Origin of the sequence: Pseudomonas chlororaphis subsp. chlororaphis, assembly GCF_003945765.1 — a bacterium.
In the GTDB taxonomy this organism is placed as follows: domain Bacteria; phylum Pseudomonadota; class Gammaproteobacteria; order Pseudomonadales; family Pseudomonadaceae; genus Aquipseudomonas; species Aquipseudomonas chlororaphis.
The window spans coordinates 6,213,049-6,229,089 of the sequence record NZ_CP027712.1; the positions used below are offsets into that span (position 1 = coordinate 6,213,049).

At 62.1% G+C, this 16,041-nt stretch carries 13 protein-coding genes; 1 reads left to right on the forward strand and 12 read right to left on the reverse strand.

Annotated features, from left to right (window positions below; all coding sequences use genetic code 11):
* Nucleotides 1–270: 270 nt before the first annotated feature.
* Nucleotides 271–1,554 (reverse strand): aspartate aminotransferase family protein, encoded by a 1,284-nt coding sequence (locus tag C4K27_RS28335; RefSeq protein ID WP_053262891.1) that lies wholly within the window; start codon nucleotides 1,552–1,554, stop codon nucleotides 271–273.
* Entirely contained in the window at nucleotides 1,551–2,249 is a 699-nt protein-coding gene (locus C4K27_RS28340) for an MOSC domain-containing protein (protein ID WP_053262892.1), read from the reverse strand. Before C4K27_RS28340 ends, C4K27_RS28335 begins: the two co-directional genes overlap by 4 nt.
* Nucleotides 2,250–2,351: 102 nt before the next feature.
* On the opposite strand from C4K27_RS28340, the gene C4K27_RS28345 reads away from it, so the two are divergent.
* Complete coding sequence (locus tag C4K27_RS28345) at nucleotides 2,352–3,281, forward strand: LysR family transcriptional regulator (RefSeq protein WP_053262893.1); 930 nt, start codon at nucleotides 2,352–2,354, stop codon at nucleotides 3,279–3,281.
* Between the two features lie 237 nt (nucleotides 3,282–3,518).
* On the opposite strand, the gene C4K27_RS28350 is transcribed toward C4K27_RS28345, so the two are convergent.
* The 10 genes from C4K27_RS28350 to bioB all read right to left on the reverse strand — a co-directional run bounded on the left by C4K27_RS28350 (nucleotide 3,519) and on the right by bioB (nucleotide 15,983).
* Entirely contained in the window at nucleotides 3,519–5,297 is a 1,779-nt protein-coding gene (locus C4K27_RS28350; protein WP_053262894.1) for an acyl-CoA dehydrogenase C-terminal domain-containing protein, read from the reverse strand.
* A gap of 201 nt (nucleotides 5,298–5,498) precedes the next feature.
* The gene (locus C4K27_RS28355; protein ID WP_053262895.1) at nucleotides 5,499–7,295 is read right to left on the reverse strand and encodes an acyl-CoA dehydrogenase C-terminal domain-containing protein; all 1,797 of its coding nucleotides are present in this window, start codon (nucleotides 7,293–7,295) and stop codon (nucleotides 5,499–5,501) included.
* 90 nt (nucleotides 7,296–7,385) lie between these two features.
* On the reverse strand, nucleotides 7,386–8,678 hold the full coding sequence (locus C4K27_RS28360; protein WP_009045908.1) for a GGDEF domain-containing protein: 1,293 nt from the start codon (nucleotides 8,676–8,678) through the stop codon (nucleotides 7,386–7,388).
* A gap of 218 nt (nucleotides 8,679–8,896) precedes the next feature.
* Nucleotides 8,897–10,702, reverse strand: coding sequence for a phenylacyl-CoA dehydrogenase (locus tag C4K27_RS28365; RefSeq protein ID WP_053262896.1), 1,806 nt, complete (start codon nucleotides 10,700–10,702; stop codon nucleotides 8,897–8,899).
* 302 nt (nucleotides 10,703–11,004) lie between these two features.
* The gene (locus tag C4K27_RS28370; protein ID WP_053262897.1) at nucleotides 11,005–11,301 is read right to left on the reverse strand and encodes a hypothetical protein; all 297 of its coding nucleotides are present in this window, start codon (nucleotides 11,299–11,301) and stop codon (nucleotides 11,005–11,007) included.
* Between the two features lie 107 nt (nucleotides 11,302–11,408).
* The gene (gene bioD / locus C4K27_RS28375) at nucleotides 11,409–12,089 is read right to left on the reverse strand and encodes a dethiobiotin synthase (RefSeq protein WP_009045911.1); all 681 of its coding nucleotides are present in this window, start codon (nucleotides 12,087–12,089) and stop codon (nucleotides 11,409–11,411) included.
* Nucleotides 12,086–12,898, reverse strand: coding sequence for a malonyl-ACP O-methyltransferase BioC (gene bioC, locus C4K27_RS28380; RefSeq protein WP_053262898.1), 813 nt, complete (start codon nucleotides 12,896–12,898; stop codon nucleotides 12,086–12,088). Before bioC ends, bioD begins: the two co-directional genes overlap by 4 nt.
* Complete coding sequence (locus C4K27_RS28385; RefSeq protein ID WP_053262899.1) at nucleotides 12,891–13,622, reverse strand: alpha/beta fold hydrolase; 732 nt, start codon at nucleotides 13,620–13,622, stop codon at nucleotides 12,891–12,893. The genes bioC and C4K27_RS28385 overlap by 8 nt, the downstream gene beginning before the upstream one ends.
* Nucleotides 13,615–14,793 (reverse strand): 8-amino-7-oxononanoate synthase, encoded by a 1,179-nt coding sequence (gene bioF / locus C4K27_RS28390; protein ID WP_053262900.1) that lies wholly within the window; start codon nucleotides 14,791–14,793, stop codon nucleotides 13,615–13,617. Before bioF ends, C4K27_RS28385 begins: the two co-directional genes overlap by 8 nt.
* A gap of 134 nt (nucleotides 14,794–14,927) precedes the next feature.
* Nucleotides 14,928–15,983, reverse strand: a complete 1,056-nt coding sequence (gene bioB, locus C4K27_RS28395) for a biotin synthase BioB (protein ID WP_007926062.1) — start codon at nucleotides 15,981–15,983, stop codon at nucleotides 14,928–14,930.
* Nucleotides 15,984–16,041 lie beyond the last annotated feature (58 nt).

Here is a 16,041-nt window from a genome sequence, read left to right on the forward strand (position 1 = left end):
TTCCCAAAAACATACCACTCAGTGGTATATGTATTCAACCCAGGCTGCCCGGTGGTCTTGCGCCCCAGCAGCCCCCCACCGTCCTGGTGGATGAGCCTAAGGAACCTTGCCTGGATGATGGCCTTCAAGGCCTGATGGCAGTTTTGCAAAAGCCCGAGACAAAAAAACGCCCCGTGCGAAAGATCGGACACGGGGCGATGCGTTATACCGCGAGACGGTTCGGGAATTTCTGTCAGTGCAAGATCGGGAGTGGCGGGACCAGGCCAGGCTTCAAACCACCAGCCCCTTGCGGCATTGCAGCTGCGCGGTGCGTACTCGCGAAAAGGCCCGCGCCAGACGCAGCAGCATTTCGTCGATGTTGGCCTTGCTCACCGTCAACGCCGGGGTAAAGCGCAGGCAGTCCGGTTGGGTTGCGGCCAGCAACAGACCTTCGTAGCGGGCCGCCTTGACCACGGCCTCGGCCGAGTCGTCGGCCAGGCTCAGCCCCCAGAACAATCCCTGCCCACGCAGTTCTCCCTGGGCATAACGATTCGCCAGGCGGGCCAGCCCTTCGCGCAAGTACTGGCCGTTGTCCCGTACATGCTCGAGAAAGCTGTTGTCCAGTACGCTATCGAGCACCGCCAGGCCCGCGGCGGTCATCAGTGCATTGCCATGATGGGTGCCGTTCAGCTCACCCACCTCGAAGCAACAGGCCTTGCCACGCGCCAGCAAGGCCGCCAAGGGCACGCCACCACCGAGACCTTTGCCCAGGGCCACGATGTCGGCGCGCACGCCATAGAGTTGTTCGGCCAGCAAGGTGCCGCAGCGGCCGATGCCGGTTTGCACTTCATCCAGGATCAGCAGGATGCCCAGCTCGCGGCACAGGCGCTCGACCCCCTTGAGGTAATGCTCGGTCGCCGGAATCACCCCGGCCTCGCCCTGGATCGGCTCGAGCATGATCGCCACGGTCTGCGCGTCCACCGCGGCATGCAAGGCTGGCAGGTCATTGAAGGGAACATGACTGAAACCCGACAGCTGTGGCTCGAAACGATTGGCGATATGGGGGCTTGCCGACGCCGACATTGCCGCGAAGCCGCGACCATGACAGCTGCCGCTGGCAGTGATGATCTTCGCGGCCCCACCGCGGTGCAGCTGGCCCCATTTGCGGGCCAGCTTGATCGCCGCCTCGCAGGCTTCGCTGCCACTGCTCAGCAGATAGGCCTGGTCGCTGCCGGTGCTGCGGCACAAGCGCTCGCTGAGGTTGAGCATGCCACGGTTGTAAAAGCCCGGGCCGGGGTTGATCAGCGACTGGGCCTGGGCCGTCAGCGCCTTGACCAGCACCGACGGGCTATGGCCAAGGCTGTTGGCGGCGTTGCCCTGGACGAAGTCGAGATAGGCGCGGTCATCGCTGTCCCACAGCCATGAGCCCTGGCCACGTACAAACACTGGGTGGGGTCGCTGGACGCTGGGCATCAGGCACTCACTGGAAAGGTTGTCGCTCATCAGCGACAGGCAGGGCTCGGCCGCCAGATCATCAAGGCTCGGCTGAGGGCGGCGCAGGCTGAACAGATTCATGCGCTCAACCCCTGCAGCGGCAGGCCCAGCAGGCGCGCGGACCAATCCTCGATCAGGCCGGTGCGCATGCGCTTGATCGCGATGTCGCGCCAACGCGACGCCAGTGCCGGACAGTCCACCAGTTTCTTCAAGCCCGCATGCTCCAGAGGCTCTCGATAAAAACAACGCAGGGCCCAGGCCACGGTCAACCCTGGGTAACTGCGCTGGATCAGCTCGAAGGGCTGATCGGCACTGACGAAGCCGGGCTTGAGCACCCGGTAGAACCAGCCGCAGCGACCATTGTTTTGCGCCTGTTGCGGCAGGTCGGGGATGCCCCAGCGGTGGCTCAGGCGATAACAGGGCGAACGCGGCTGGCTGACCTGCAGCAGCGCGCCGCCCCAGCGGAACATATCGCCGAGGCAGACCTGTTCCTCGGTCAGGCCGTGGGTAGACAGGTTTTCGCCAAAGGCCGGGGCACACCAGTCGATCTGTGGATAACGTTTGCGCCAGTAGCTGTAGTGTTCGGCGGGGTAATGGTGCAGCGCCCGCTCCGGGCCGGTATGAAAGCGCGGGTCGCCGTGTTCGTCGCTGCCCAGGCCCTGCGGCCATAACCAGAGTCGGCTTGCAACCGGACGTTTGTCCGTATCACTGATCAAACCCTGTCCGAGGTTTTTTGCCTTGCCTATGTAAACACCATCCACGTAAACGGTATTCATCTCGCCTTCTGGCCCTGTAAGCCCTGTGAATAGGGGTTAGACTAGGCCTCTGCGGCCTATCGGGCCATTTCGATTTTCCAGCTTTTTCGATAAGCAGAACTTATGGATTTTAAACAACTGCGTTATTTCGTCGCGGTGTATGAAGAAGGTCACGTGGGACGAGCCGCCGAGCGCCTGTCGATCTCCCAACCCGCGCTCTCGCAACAGATCCGTCAGCTGGAACAGAACCTCGATGTCAGCCTGTTTGAGCGCAGCAGCAAGCGCCTGTTGCCGACCCTGGCAGCCCATACCCTGTACAACCATGCCCTGCCCTTGCTCGACGGCATACAACGGGCTCGTGAAGCCCTGGGCAACTTCAAGGGCCACGCCCTGCGCACGCTGGCGATCGGCGTACTGCAAACCGTGCACAGCAGCCTGGTGCCGCAAATGCTTGAGCGGGTGCGCAAGGCCCAGCCACATCTGGTGGTGCAGATCTACGAACTGACCGGCCTGGAAATCGAACGGCGCCTGCTCAATGGCTCATTGGATATCGGCATCAGTTATCTGCCGCCGCGCCAGCCAGGGTTGCATGGCGTGCAGCTCTACGAAGACGAGTTGACCCTGGTGATTCCTGCCGAACATCCCCTGCGCGAATTCAAGAAGGTCTCCATGAGCCAGGCCGCGGAGCTGCCCATGCTGTTGTTGGGCGAGGAGTTCCAGATACGCCAGATCTGGCAGGCGCAACTGGCCAACCTCGGACGCCGGCCGCAAGTGCAGGCGGAGCTGAACAATATGGCGGGGATTCTCGACAGCTTGCCCAACACCCGCCTGGCGACGGTCTTGCCGGGGCGTTCGCGGCAGACCCACAGCCATACGGACCTGCTATGGAAACCGCTGAGCGAACCAAGGGTGCCGTTGAAAGTGGGGCTGGTATGTCGTGATGTGCAGCGTCAGCAGGCAACCCTGGAATTGCTGCGAACCTTGCTGGAAGAAGAGATGAGCGGCCCGGATGGGCGGATGACAGGCCCGGCGACGCTGGAAGGGCTGGGTTGAAGCAGCGCAGGTAAAAAACGCGGACAAAAGAAAACCCCGCCGAAGCGGGGCTTTGCAGACTGTTTCCCTGACATCCTTTTCACTCCACCATCCTGGCGGAATCCTACGTGTCCGTGTTATTGCTTTGCGCTTCCTGCGCGACGTCCATGTGAAGTAGATTAGCTCTGGATCCAATCTGCCGATATGGGTGATTAGCAGCACGTCATGTAAGAGAATGCTTACATGACGTGGCCATGCTCAGAACTGCGCCGCATCCAGCAGGAACAGTGACTCACTACCCGCCTTCACCGATGCGCTCAGCGAGTGAATACGCGGCAGCAGACGGGCGAAGTAGAAGCGCGCGGTACCCAGCTTGCTGGCGTAGAAATCGTCTTGCGACTCCTTGCCCAGGGCGGCTTTTGCCATCAACGCCCACATGTAGGCGTACGCCGTGTATCCGAATGCTTGCAGGTATTCGACCGAGGCCGCGCCGATTTCGTTCGGATTGGTCTTGGCCCGATCCAGCAGCCAGGCAGTCAGTTCGTCCAGGTTATCCAGTGCGTCGTTCAACGGCTTGGTGAACTCGACCAGATCGGCGCTGGCGGTCGCGGTGAAATGGCGAATCTCGTCAGCGAACAGCTTGTAGAACGCCCCGCCGCTGCCAACGATCTTGCGCCCGACCAGGTCCAGCGCCTGGATGCCGTTGGTGCCTTCATAGATCTGCGTAATGCGCACATCGCGCACCAGCTGCTCCTGGCCCCATTCACGGATGTAGCCGTGGCCGCCGAAAACCTGCTGGCCGTGAATCGTGGTTTCCAACCCCAGGTCGGTGAGGAAGGCCTTGGCCACCGGCGTCAGCAGGGCCACCAGATCTTCCGCGCGCTTACGCACCAGCGCATCTTCGCTGAACTTGGCGGTATCCAGTTGCATCGCCACATAGGTGGAGAACGCGCGGCCGCCTTCGTTCGCGGCTTTCATGGTCAGCAGCATGCGGCGCACGTCGGGGTGCACGATGATCGGGTCAGCGACCTTGTCCTTGGCTTGCGGGCCGGTCGGCGAACGGCTTTGCAGGCGATCGCGGGCGTATTCCACGGCGTTCTGATAGGAACGCTCGCCCGAGGCCAGGCCTTGGATACCGACGCCCAGACGCTCGTAGTTCATCATGGTGAACATTGCCGCCAGGCCCTTGTTCGGCTCACCGACGATGTAACCGACGGCTTCGTCAAAGTTCATCACGCAGGTCGCCGAGGCCTGGATACCCATCTTGTGTTCGATCGAACCACAGTTGGCCGGGTTGCGCGCGCCCAGGCTGCCGTCGGTGTTGACCAGGAACTTCGGCACCAGGAACAACGAAATGCCCTTCGGCCCCGCCGGTGCGTCCGGTAGCTTGGCCAGCACCAGGTGGATGATGTTCTCGGTCAGGTCGTGCTCACCGCCGGTAATGAAGATCTTGGTGCCGCTGACCTTGTAGGAGCCGTCGGCCTGCGGCTCGGCCTTGGTGCGAATGATGCCCAGGTCGGTACCGGCATGCGGCTCGGTGAGGCACATGGAGCCGGCCCAGACGCCTGCATACATGTTCGGCAGGTAGGCCGCCTTCAATTCTTCGCTGGCGTGGGCATTGATCGACAGGCAGGCGCCCGCGGTCAGCATCGGGTACAGACCAAACGACAGGCTGGCCGAGTTGACCATTTCCTCGACCTGGGCCGATACCGCCTTGGGCATGCCCATGCCGCCGTAGGCTGGATCGCCGCCGACGCCAACCCAGCCGCCTTCGGCGTAAGTCTGATAGGCCTGTGGAAAACCTGCTGGCGTGGTCACCGCGCCGTCGCTCCAGTGACAACCCTCTTCGTCAGCGCCGCGGCTCAGCGGGGCGATACTTTTGCCGGTGACTTTGCCGGCTTCCTCAAGAATCGCTTCGACGGTTTCAGCGTCGACGGTGTCGGCCAGAGCAGGCAGTTCGGCCCAGAGTTTGGCGACCTCGAAAACTTCATTGAGGACGAAGCGCATATCGCGCAGGGGCGCTTTGTAGTCAGCCATGGCAAACCTCGCAAGATCTAAACAAGTGGACCCGAACGGCCCCAGTTACGAAAGCTCGAGTGTACCCGAACAACTTTTGCGACACATAGGGTCAACTCATGACTTTAATGTAATTTTTAGTCACCAAAAATCACGAGCAAACTCACTCCCGCAAATATCTGCAGGAGCAGGCTTGCCCGCAATGGACGATTACATGAAAACCTAGAGCGCAAACAGCTCCGCCGGCAACTTCATCAGGCAGTCACTGCCCGCCTCGATCGCCGCCAGATGGGCCGCGGTACGCGGCAGCAAGCGCTTGAAGTAGAACTCGCAGGTCGCCAGCTTGGCCTGGCAATAATCGGCATCCTCTTCACCGGCGTCGAGCCGGGCCTGGGCCACCAGCGCCATGCGCAGCCACAGGTAGGCGAGGATGATGTAACCGCTGTACATCAGGTAATCCAGCGCCGCGGCGCCGACTTCGTCGGGGTTCTTCATCGCCGCCATCCCGACCTTGGTGGTCAGCGCGCCCCACTGCCGGTTGAGCCCGTCGAGTTGCGTCACATAACCCTTGAGTTGTGGATGCTCGGCATTGGCCGCGCAGAATTTGTGGACGATCTTGGTGAAGCCCATCAGCAACTTGCCCTGGCTGCCGAGCACCTTGCGTCCCAGCAGGTCCAGGGCCTGGATGCCGTTGGTGCCTTCATAGATCGGGGCGATGCGGCAGTCGCGCACCAGTTGCTCCATGCCCCATTCGCGAATGAAGCCATGCCCGCCAAACACCTGCATGCCGTGGTTGGTCACCTCCAGCCCGGTTTCAGTCATGAAGGCCTTGCAGATCGGTGTCAGGAAAGCCAGCAGGTTCTCGGCATCCTGGCGCTGGGTCTCGTCGGCGGCCAGGTGCGCCACATCCAGCAACTGCGCGGTGAAATAGGCCAGGGCGCGATTACCTTCGTTGAAGGCCTTCATGGTCAGCAGCATGCGCCGCACATCGGGGTGGACAATGATCGGGTCGGCGGCCTTGTCCGGCGCCTTCGGCCCGGTCAGGGAGCGCATCTGCAGACGGTCGTTGGCGTACTTGATTGCGCCCTGGAAGCTTGCCTCGCCCAGGCACAGCCCCTGCATCCCGGTACCGAGGCGCGCATGGTTCATCATGGTGAACATGCAATTCAGGCCCTTGTTGGCCTCACCGATCAGGAATCCCTTGGCGCCATCGAAGTTGAGCACGCAGGTGGCCGAAGCCTTGATGCCCATCTTGTGTTCGATGGAACCGCAGCTCACACCATTGCGCTCACCCGCCTCGCCATCGGCGTTGGGCAAAAACTTGGGCACGATAAACAGCGAAATGCCCTTGGTACCGGCCGGCGCATCCGGCAGCTTGGCCAGCACCAGGTGGATGATGTTTTCACTCATGTCGTGCTCGCCGGCAGAAATGAAGATCTTGCTGCCGGAGACCGCATAGCTGCCGTCGGCCTGGGGCACGGCGCGGGTCTTGATGATGCCCAGGTCGGTGCCGCAATGGGCTTCGGTCAGGCACATGGTGCCAGTCCATTGGCCAGCGGTGAGCTTGCTCAGGTAGGTCTGCTTCTGCTCTTCGCTGCCGTGGGCGTGAATCGCCGACATGGCGCCGTGGGTCAGGCCCGGGTACATGCCCCAGGAAGTGTTGCTGGAGCCGACCATTTCGCTGATCACCAGCCCCAGCGAATGCGGCAGGCCCTGGCCACCATAGTTCGGGTCCGCCGCCAGGCCGTGCCAGCCGCCTTCTACATACTGGGCGAAAGCCTGCTTGAAGCCTTTTGGCGTGGTGACCACGCCATTGTCGAAATGGCAGCCCTCTTCATCGCCCGGGCGGTTCAACGGCGCCAGCACGTTTTCACAGAACTTCGCCCCTTCTTCGAGGATCGCGGCCACCATGTCCGGGCTGGCATCGCTGGCCCCCAGGGCGGCGTAGCTGGCGTGAAAGTCGAAGACGTGGTCGATCAAAAAGCGCATGTCGCGCAGGGGAGCTTTGTACTCGGGCATGGTCGTTTCTCCGGCAGCAGATCAATCCAACCTACTGCCGCTCATCCGACCTGCCAATCACAGTCCAGACGCTGAATGCGCCGCTATCACTCAACCCGCAGCGGTGTCCATGCGCACCGCGCCACGGCGGTTCTGACCGAAGGCCATGACGCAGTTACGCCCCGCGCCCTTGGCGCTGTACAGAGCCTGGTCGGCAGACTTGAGCACCTCCTCAGGCGAGCGGTGCTCCATCTGCCGCTCGGCGACGCCGATACTGACGGTCACCGATACGCTGGACGCCGCGGCCGCACCCCGGCGCTGACGACCCTGCTGGTCGTCCTGGGGCCGGTTCTCCTGATTGCGCAACTGGATGTTGTAGTTGGCGATGGTCTCGCGAATGACCTCCAGGTGCGGCATGCACTCCTCGAGGGTCTTGCCGGCGAACACCACCGCAAACTCTTCGCCGCCATAACGGTAGGCACGACCGCCGCCACTGACTTTCGACAGTTTGCTGGCCACCAGGCGCAGCACCTGGTCGCCCACATCGTGGCCGTGGGTGTCGTTGAATTTCTTGAAGTGGTCGACATCGCTCATCGCCAGCACATAGTTGCGCCCCAGGCGCTGCATGCGCTCGTTCAAGGCGCGGCGCCCCGGCAATCCGGTCAGCTCGTCGCGGAAAGCCATCTGGTACGCCTCATGGGCAACGGCCGCGGCGATCATCAGCATCACCTGGCTGCACATGATGTTCAGAGTGAACGGCAGGATGAAGGTCTTGGGCAGCATCCAGAACAGCCCCAGCAGCCCCACCAACTGCGCCGCATGCAGCGGACGTGGATTGCGCCAGTACTGGATCGCAAGCAACAGGAAGGCGGCGATAAACACCGGGTACGACAACTGGATCAGGCTCATCCAGGCGCCGTGCAGGGCCGGCCAACGGATTTCCGCCAGCCAGGCCAGCAGCGCCTGGGGATAACTCTGCTCCAGGCCCAGCGCCACGCTGCCAAAGGCGAGCAATACGGCAAACCGCGCCACCATGTCCTGGAACAGGTGGGTACGCTCCTGCCAGGCCGCAAACAGGCCGAACAGCAGCGGCAGCAGCAAGCAGACCAAGTGGAACACCACGGCCGCATCCTCGCGGACCTTGCCGTTGTCACGGTAATAGTCGGTCTGGGTATCGAGCAGGAAATAGGCGATGTACACCGTGACCATCAGGAACAGTTCACGCTGGCGCCGGTACACCGCGCAATAAGCGCCGCCGAGCAACAGCACCAGGGTCGGCAAGACGTTGAACAGCGAGGTGAAGAAAACGTTGAGATCCTTGACGTAGGCAGCCGCGAGCCCCGCAAGCAAAAGTAACAATGACGGTAGAAAATGGCTGAAACGTACAGCAGAAGAACGCGGCAAGGTAAAGCTCCGACGCGGTTAAACAGTAGATGGCACTATGCCTTCACCTGGCATGGTTAAACAGCACAAATGTGATGTATGTCACATTGCCACTTCTGTAACGGCAGGGACCGGCTTCTTCTTAACGTTTTAGTCGGATTATTTTCAGATTCATCCCGCGCACAAAAAAGCCGCTTCTCCCGAAGGAGAAGCGGCCTCTGAAGAGATGCCGGTAGGGCTTAGTAAGCCAGGCCGAAATCTTCCTCTTTCATGTCCATCAGGTTGTTGGCACCCGACAGCATCGCCGCAACGTGAGTGCGGGTACGCGGCAGGATGCGCTGGAAGTAGAAGCGCGCGGTCTGCAGCTTGGCGGTGTAGAACGCCTCTTCGGTGGTGCCGGCAGCCAGCTTCTCGGCAGCCAGGCGTGCCATGTCGGCCCAGAAGTAAGCCAGGCAGGCATAACCGGAATACATCAGGTAATCCACGGACGCAGCACCGACTTCTTCACGGTCTTTCATGGCCGCCATACCGACCTTCATGGTCAGCTCGCCCCATTCCTTGTTCAGTGCAGCCAGCGGTGCGACGAACTCTTTGACCGACTCGTTGCCTTCGTTGCTCTGGCAGAACTTGTGGACGATCTTGGTGAAGCCTTTCAGAGCCTCGCCTTGAGTCATCAGCACTTTACGGCCCAGCAAGTCCAGCGCCTGGATACCGGTGGTGCCTTCGTACAGCATGGAAATGCGGCTGTCGCGAACGTTCTGCTCCATGCCCCACTCGGCGATGAAACCGTGGCCACCGTAGATCTGCACGCCGTGGTTGGCGGATTCGAAACCGACTTCGGTCATGAAGGCCTTGGCGATCGGAGTCATGAAGGCCAGCAGTGCGTCGGCTTTCTTCTTCTCTTCTTCGTCCACGCCGTACTTGACGATGTCGACCTGCTTGGCGGTGAAGTAGACCATGGCCCGGTTGCCTTCGGCGAAAGCCTTCATGGTCAACAGCATGCGACGTACGTCAGGGTGCACGATGATCGGGTCGGCGGCCTTGTCCGGCGCTTTCGGGCCAGTCAGGGAACGCATTTGCAGACGATCGCGAGCGTATTTCAGGCCGCCCTGGAAACCGATCTCGGCGTGGGCCAGGCCTTGCAGCGCGGTACCCAGGCGAGCGGTGTTCATGAAGGTGAACATGCAGTTCAGGCCTTTGTTCGCCGGGCCGATCAGGAAACCGGTGGCCGCGTCGAAGTTCATCACGCAGGTGGCGTTACCGTGGATACCCATCTTGTGTTCCAGGGAACCGCAGCTCACGGCGTTGCGCTGGCCGACAGTGCCATCGGCGTTCGGCAGGAACTTCGGCACGATGAACAGCGAGATGCCTTTGGTGCCAGCCGGTGCATCCGGCAGGCGGGCCAGAACGATATGGACGATGTTGTCGGCCATGTCGTGTTCACCGGCCGAGATGAAGATCTTGGTGCCGGTAACTTTGTAGGAACCGTCGGCCTGAGGTTCGGCCTTGGTGCGCAGCATGCCCAGGTCGGTGCCGCAGTGCGGTTCGGTCAGGCACATAGTGCCGGTCCACTCACCGGATACCAGCTTGGTCAGGTAAGCCTCTTGCTGCTCAGGCGTGCCATGTTCGGAGATGGTGTTCATCGCGCCATGGGACAGGCCTGGGTACATGCCCCAAGACCAGTTGGCTTCGCCGACCATTTCGCTGACAGCCAGGCCCAGGGACTCCGGCAGGCCTTGACCACCATGCTCGACATCGTGAGCCAGGCTTGGCCAGCCGCCTTCGACAAATTGCTTGTAGGCCTCTTTGAAGCCAGTCGGGGTCTTAACGCCGGACTCGCTCCAGGTGCAGCCTTCCTGGTCACCCACACGGTTCAGAGGGGCCAGTACCTGCTCACAAAACTTCGCGCCTTCCTCGAGGATGGCGTCAACCATGTCTGGAGTAGCGTCCTGGCAAGCCGGCAGGCTCTGATAGTGCGCTTCATAGCCGAGCAGCTCGTCACGAACGAAGCGAATATCACGCAAGGGGGCCTTGTAGTCAGGCATAGCGATAAACCTCTGCTGATGTAACCGGGAATGAACGACCGCGTTGATTTATTGTGGCGGTCAAACAGTTGTTTGAAACATACGTTTACGCCCAAACCTTGTCAAGCGCCACGCAAACACCGTTCGTCATCGATCCTCTGCAGGCCTTGCACGCAAAGGCCCACAGCGAATGCCGTGAAATATTCGGGAGCTGAATAGAGTGTAGGAGCTGGCAGGCCAGCAAGACGGAAGATGGGGCTTTGCAGAGAGTTCTTGCGCGGGTCACCCTGCCCGCAAAAATGGGCAGGGCTACCGAAGGAGGGTCAAGCGTAGGTGTCGATCAGCGTACCGAGCACTTCATCGGCGGCCTTGGCGACTTTCACACCCAGCTCCGCCTGAACTTTGCCCATGGCCATCTCGACCATGTTGCTGGCCAAGTCCGATTGCTGGCTGCGATCGACGGATCGCAGGCGCTCGACTTGTACCTCAGAGGATTGGCTGGCGACAGAGCGTTCGATGGTCGTATTGGCGATCTGACTGGCGGCCTGATCGACACGATTCTGCCCGGTCTGCACGGTATTCAAGCCGGCGTAGAAAGCGGTATTCCCGGAAATTTCCATGGGAGAATTCGACCCTGCAAGGAATGAACAGCGGCTATTGAACCAGACGCGTCAGAAAAAGACCCGTCAAAAACACTAATGGCACAGTGCCTTACCATAGGCAAAATCTAGTCAAGCAGGTCCAGTTGCAGATACTCGGCCACCGCTTCGGCGCTGATCGCCTTCAATCTCGGGACCCGCCCCAGACAAGGCGCGGGCAGGCGCTCCGCCAGCGTGGCGAGGTTCTCCTCGAGCCGCGAGGTCTTCGGCTCGATGATATTGGCCACCCAACCGGCCAGCTGTAATCCGTCCTGGGCAATCGCCTCGGCCGTCAGCAGCGCATGGTTGATACAGCCCAGGCGCACGCCCACCACCAGGATCACCGGCAGATCCAGGGCCATGGCCAGGTCGGACAGGTTGTCCTGATCGGCGAGCGGCACACGCCAGCCGCCGGCCCCTTCGATCAGGGTGAAATCGGCACCCTTGGCCAGCACCTGGCGCATGGGCGCCAGCAAGGCCTGCACAGTCAACGCCACGCCAGCCTCGCGGGCCGCCAGATGGGGAGCGATGGCTGGTTCAAAGGCCAGTGGATTGACCTCGTCGTAGGTCAGCGGCAATGAACATTCAGCCAACAGAGCCAAGGCATCGGCGTTACGCAGCCCCTTGGGGGTCAGCTCGCAGCCCGAAGCCACCGGTTTCCCTGCCGCGGTGCTCAGCCCCGAGAGCCGCGCGGCATGCAGCAAGCCAGCGGCGACGGTGGTCTTGCCAACATCGGTGTCTGTTCCGGTAACGAAATAGGCTTGGCTCATAGCGGCTTCTCCAATACGGCGTAGACCACCTGGTAGGTCGCGGGCAATCCCTGCGCTTGACGGAACTGTTCGTAGGCGTCGATCAGGCCCTTGATCCGCGCCCGCCCTGTCAGCCCGCCGGGCCGTCCAGGGTTGAGGTTGTGCGCCCCCAGGGCCTTCAACTCATGGGTCAGACTGCGCACATCCGGGTAGTGCAGCACATGAGGACGGGTGTCCAGGCTCAGCACCCGCAAGCCGCTTGCCGCACACAGCTGTTGATACGTGCTGAACTCACGAAAGCGATTGACATGCACCATGCCGTCGACCTGACGCCAACTGTCGCGCAATTCGTACAGCGTACCGACGCACAGGCTGGCGAACGCCAGCACGCCGCCCGGCTTCAGCACCCGATGCGCCTCGCTGAGAACCGAACGGAAATCCGCGCACCACTGCACCGCCAGGCTGGAGAAAATCAGTTCGCAACTCTGCCCCTGCAACGGCAAACGCTCGGCATCGCCGGCAATGAAATACCGCGCCCCGCCCAACGGCCGGGCGTGCTCGAGCATGCCTTCGGCGATGTCCAGCGCCAGCCCTTCGCTGGCCTGGAAACGCTCGCCCAACAGGCGGCTGAAATAACCGGTGCCACAGCCCATGTCCAGCCAGCGGCCGGGCTCGCGGTCTTGCGGCAGGCGGCCCAGCAACTCGTTACCGACGTCGCGCTGCAGTTGCGCCACGCTGTCATAACTGGACGCCGCGCGGGAAAAGGAAGCCGCCACCTGGCGCTTGTCGGGCAAGCTGCCGGGGGGCTTGGGAAGGGACAGATCAGTCATCACCGGACTCATGCAAAAAAGCCTGGATCGCCCCCGCCACACCGTGGGGATCCTCCAGAAGAAACGCGTGGCTGGCCTGCTCAATCAGGCCAACTTCGACATCGGGCAACAACGCCAGCAATTCACCTGCGGCTTCGGCCGGCACCAGGCCGTCAAGCCCGGCGAACAGATGCAACTGCGGCCCACGAAACGCCTGCAAGGCATGGCGGGTATCCAGCTGCGCCAGCAACTCCAGGCCAGCCATCAACACCGTGCCCGAGGTATGCGGCGCACCGCCCGACAGCAAGCGCGACAGGCCGCGCGGATCTTCGGCGCCCTGGGCGCACAACAAACTGAAGCGTTTGAGGGTGGTGCGTGGGTCGGCGTTACAGCCGGCCAGAAACCCGTCGAAGGTCTCCTCCGGCATTGCGCTTGCCCACTCGGCATGCGCCACGAAACTGGGGTTGCTGGCCAGGGTCAGTAGACCGCAGCAGCGCTCGCCACGACGCGCCGCCAGCTCGGAAGCCAGCATGCCACCCAGTGACCAGCCACCAAGCCAGGCGTTGTCCGGCACGCTGGCGTCCAGTTCGTCGAGCCACTCATTCAGGTCGCTGGACTCCAGCTCCGGCAACGGCTCGATCTCGACCCGCAGGTGTTCGTCCAGCCCCTGCAGAGCCGCCGCCAAGGGTTCGAGCGGCGATACACCGAGCCCCCAACCGGGCAGCAGAATCAGTCGATCACGCATGGCTTGGCTCCGGTCCCAGTTCGCTAAAACAATCCGCCAGTGCATTCAACAATAGCTGGACCTGAGTCTCACTATGGGCGGCGGACAGGGTCACCCGCAAGCGGGCGCTCCCCGCGGGCACGGTAGGCGGACGAATCGCGGTGACCATCAGGCCGCGCTCGCGCAGCATCTGCGACAGGCGAATCGCCCGCGCGCTGTCGCCGATCAGGATCGGCTGGATCGGCGTAAAGCTGTCCATCAGGGTCAGCCCGATCTGCTCGGCGCCCTGGCGGAACTGGCGGATCAGGGTATTCAGGTGCTCACGTCGCCAGTGTTCGCTGCGCAGCAACTCCAGGCTTTTCAGGGTGGCGCAGGCCAGGGCCGGCGGCTGGCTGGTGGTATAGATGTAGGGACGGGCGAACTGGATCAGGCTTTCGATCATTTCCTCGCTACCGGCGACAAAGGCACCGGCGGTGCCGAACGCCTTGCCGAGGGTGCCCACCAGGACCGGCACCTCTTCCTGGCTCAAGCCGAAGTGCTCGACGATCCCTGCGCCGTTGGCCCCCAGCGGCCCGAAGCCATGGGCGTCGTCGACCATCAGCCAGGCGCCCTTGGCCCGGGTTTCGCGAGCCAGCGCCGGCAGGTCGGCCAGGTCGCCGTCCATGCTGAACACACCATCGGTGACCACCAGGGTATTGCCGGTGGCCTTCTCCAGGCGCTTGGCCAGGCTCTCGGCATCGTTGTGCAGGTAACGGTTGAAGCGCGCGCCGGAGAGCAGGCCGGCATCCAGCAATGACGCGTGGTTGAGGCGGTCTTCCAGCACCGTGTCGCCCTGCCCCACCAGCGCGGTGACCGCGCCGAGATTGGCCATGTAACCGGTGGTGAACAGCAATGCCCGCGGGCGACCGGTGAACTCGGCCAGGGCTTCTTCCAACTGATGGTGGGGCGTGCTGTGGCCAATCACCAGGTGCGAGGCGCCACCGCCCACGCCCCAGCGGGACGCACCGGCGCGCCAGGCTTCGATCACTTGCGGGTGATTGGCCAGGCCCAGGTAATCGTTGTTGCAGAACGCCAGCAACGGCTGGCCGTCGACCACCACTTGCGGCCCTTGCGGGCTTTCCAGCAGTGGGCGCTGACGATAGAGATTTTCGGCACGACGGGCAGCGAGACGCGCGCGGAGATCGAAAGACATGCAGGCCTCGCAGGCAAGAAAAGAAACATCATCCTTGTAGGAGCGGTGCTTGCCCGCGATCCAGACACCTCTGTGTCCCTGGCTTACGCGGTGAACCATTCGCGGGCAAGCCTCGCTCCTACAGAGGCAGCAGATCAGACGGCGGCGTTGTAGAACTGCTCGCTGCTCTTCTGCTCCACCAGCGCCTGCTCGATGGCGGCCTGGTGCACCTCGTCGGCATGCTCTTCGCGGGCTTCCGGCTGGATGCCCAGGCGCGCGAACAGTTGCATGTCCTTGTCGGCCTGCGGGTTGGCGGTGGTCAGCAGTTTCTCGCCGTAGAAAATCGAGTTGGCGCCGGCGAAGAACGCCAGGGCCTGCATCTGCTCGTTCATCGCTTCGCGGCCGGCGGACAGGCGCACATGGGATTTCGGCATCAGGATACGAGCCACGGCGAGCATGCGGATGAAGTCGAACGGATCGACGTCCTCGGAGTTTTCCAGAGGCGTGCCAGCCACTTTCACCAGCATGTTGATCGGTACCGACTCCGGGTGCTCCGGCAGGTTGGCCAACTGGATCAGCAGGCCGGCGCGGTCATCGAGGGATTCGCCCATGCCGAGGATGCCGCCGGAGCAGATCTTCATCCCGGCATCGCGCACGTAGGCCAGGGTCTGCAGGCGCTCGCTGTAGGTGCGGGTGGTGATGATGCTGCCGTAGAACTCCGGCGAGGTATCGAGGTTGTGGTTGTAGTAGTCCAGGCCGGCCTTGGCCAGCGCTTCGGTCTGGTCCTGGTCCAGGCGACCGAGAGTCATGCAGGTTTCCAGGCCCATGGCCTTCACGCCCTTGACCATTTCCAGCACGTACGGCATGTCTTTGGCCGACGGGTGTTTCCAGGCCGCGCCCATGCAGAAACGGGTCGAACCTATGGCCTTGGCGCGCGCGGCCTCTTCGAGGACCTTCTGCACTTCCATCAGTTTTTCTTTTTCCAGGCCGGTGTTGTAGTGACCGGACTGCGGACAATATTTGCAATCTTCCGGGCAGGCGCCGGTCTTGATCGACAACAGGGTAGAAACCTGGACGCGGTTGGCGTCGAAATGCGCGCGGTGCACCGTCTGCGCCTGGAACAGCAAGTCATTGAACGGCTGGACGAAGAGGGCTTTGACTTCAGCCAAAGTCCAGTCATGACGCAGATTGGCGGTGGTGCTGGCGCTCATGGGCGATTCCTTGATTATGCTTGGCAAGCGGCTGCGGGAAGGCAATACCCACAGCCGC

Coding starts and splice junctions, on each gene's coding strand:
- C4K27_RS28335 (WP_053262891.1), bottom strand. CDS start 1,554: ATGAATCTGTTCAGCCTGCGCCGCCCTCAGCCGAGCCTTGATGATCTG.
- C4K27_RS28340 (WP_053262892.1), bottom strand. CDS start 2,249: ATGAATACCGTTTACGTGGATGGTGTTTACATAGGCAAGGCAAAAAAC.
- C4K27_RS28345 (WP_053262893.1), top strand. CDS start 2,352: ATGGATTTTAAACAACTGCGTTATTTCGTCGCGGTGTATGAAGAAGGT.
- C4K27_RS28350 (WP_053262894.1), bottom strand. CDS start 5,297: ATGGCTGACTACAAAGCGCCCCTGCGCGATATGCGCTTCGTCCTCAAT.
- C4K27_RS28355 (WP_053262895.1), bottom strand. CDS start 7,295: ATGCCCGAGTACAAAGCTCCCCTGCGCGACATGCGCTTTTTGATCGAC.
- C4K27_RS28365 (WP_053262896.1), bottom strand. CDS start 10,702: ATGCCTGACTACAAGGCCCCCTTGCGTGATATTCGCTTCGTTCGTGAC.
- C4K27_RS28370 (WP_053262897.1), bottom strand. CDS start 11,301: ATGGAAATTTCCGGGAATACCGCTTTCTACGCCGGCTTGAATACCGTG.
- bioD (WP_009045911.1), bottom strand. CDS start 12,089: ATGAGCCAAGCCTATTTCGTTACCGGAACAGACACCGATGTTGGCAAG.
- bioC (WP_053262898.1), bottom strand. CDS start 12,898: ATGACTGATCTGTCCCTTCCCAAGCCCCCCGGCAGCTTGCCCGACAAG.
- C4K27_RS28385 (WP_053262899.1), bottom strand. CDS start 13,622: ATGCGTGATCGACTGATTCTGCTGCCCGGTTGGGGGCTCGGTGTATCG.
- bioF (WP_053262900.1), bottom strand. CDS start 14,793: ATGTCTTTCGATCTCCGCGCGCGTCTCGCTGCCCGTCGTGCCGAAAAT.
- bioB (WP_007926062.1), bottom strand. CDS start 15,983: ATGAGCGCCAGCACCACCGCCAATCTGCGTCATGACTGGACTTTGGCT.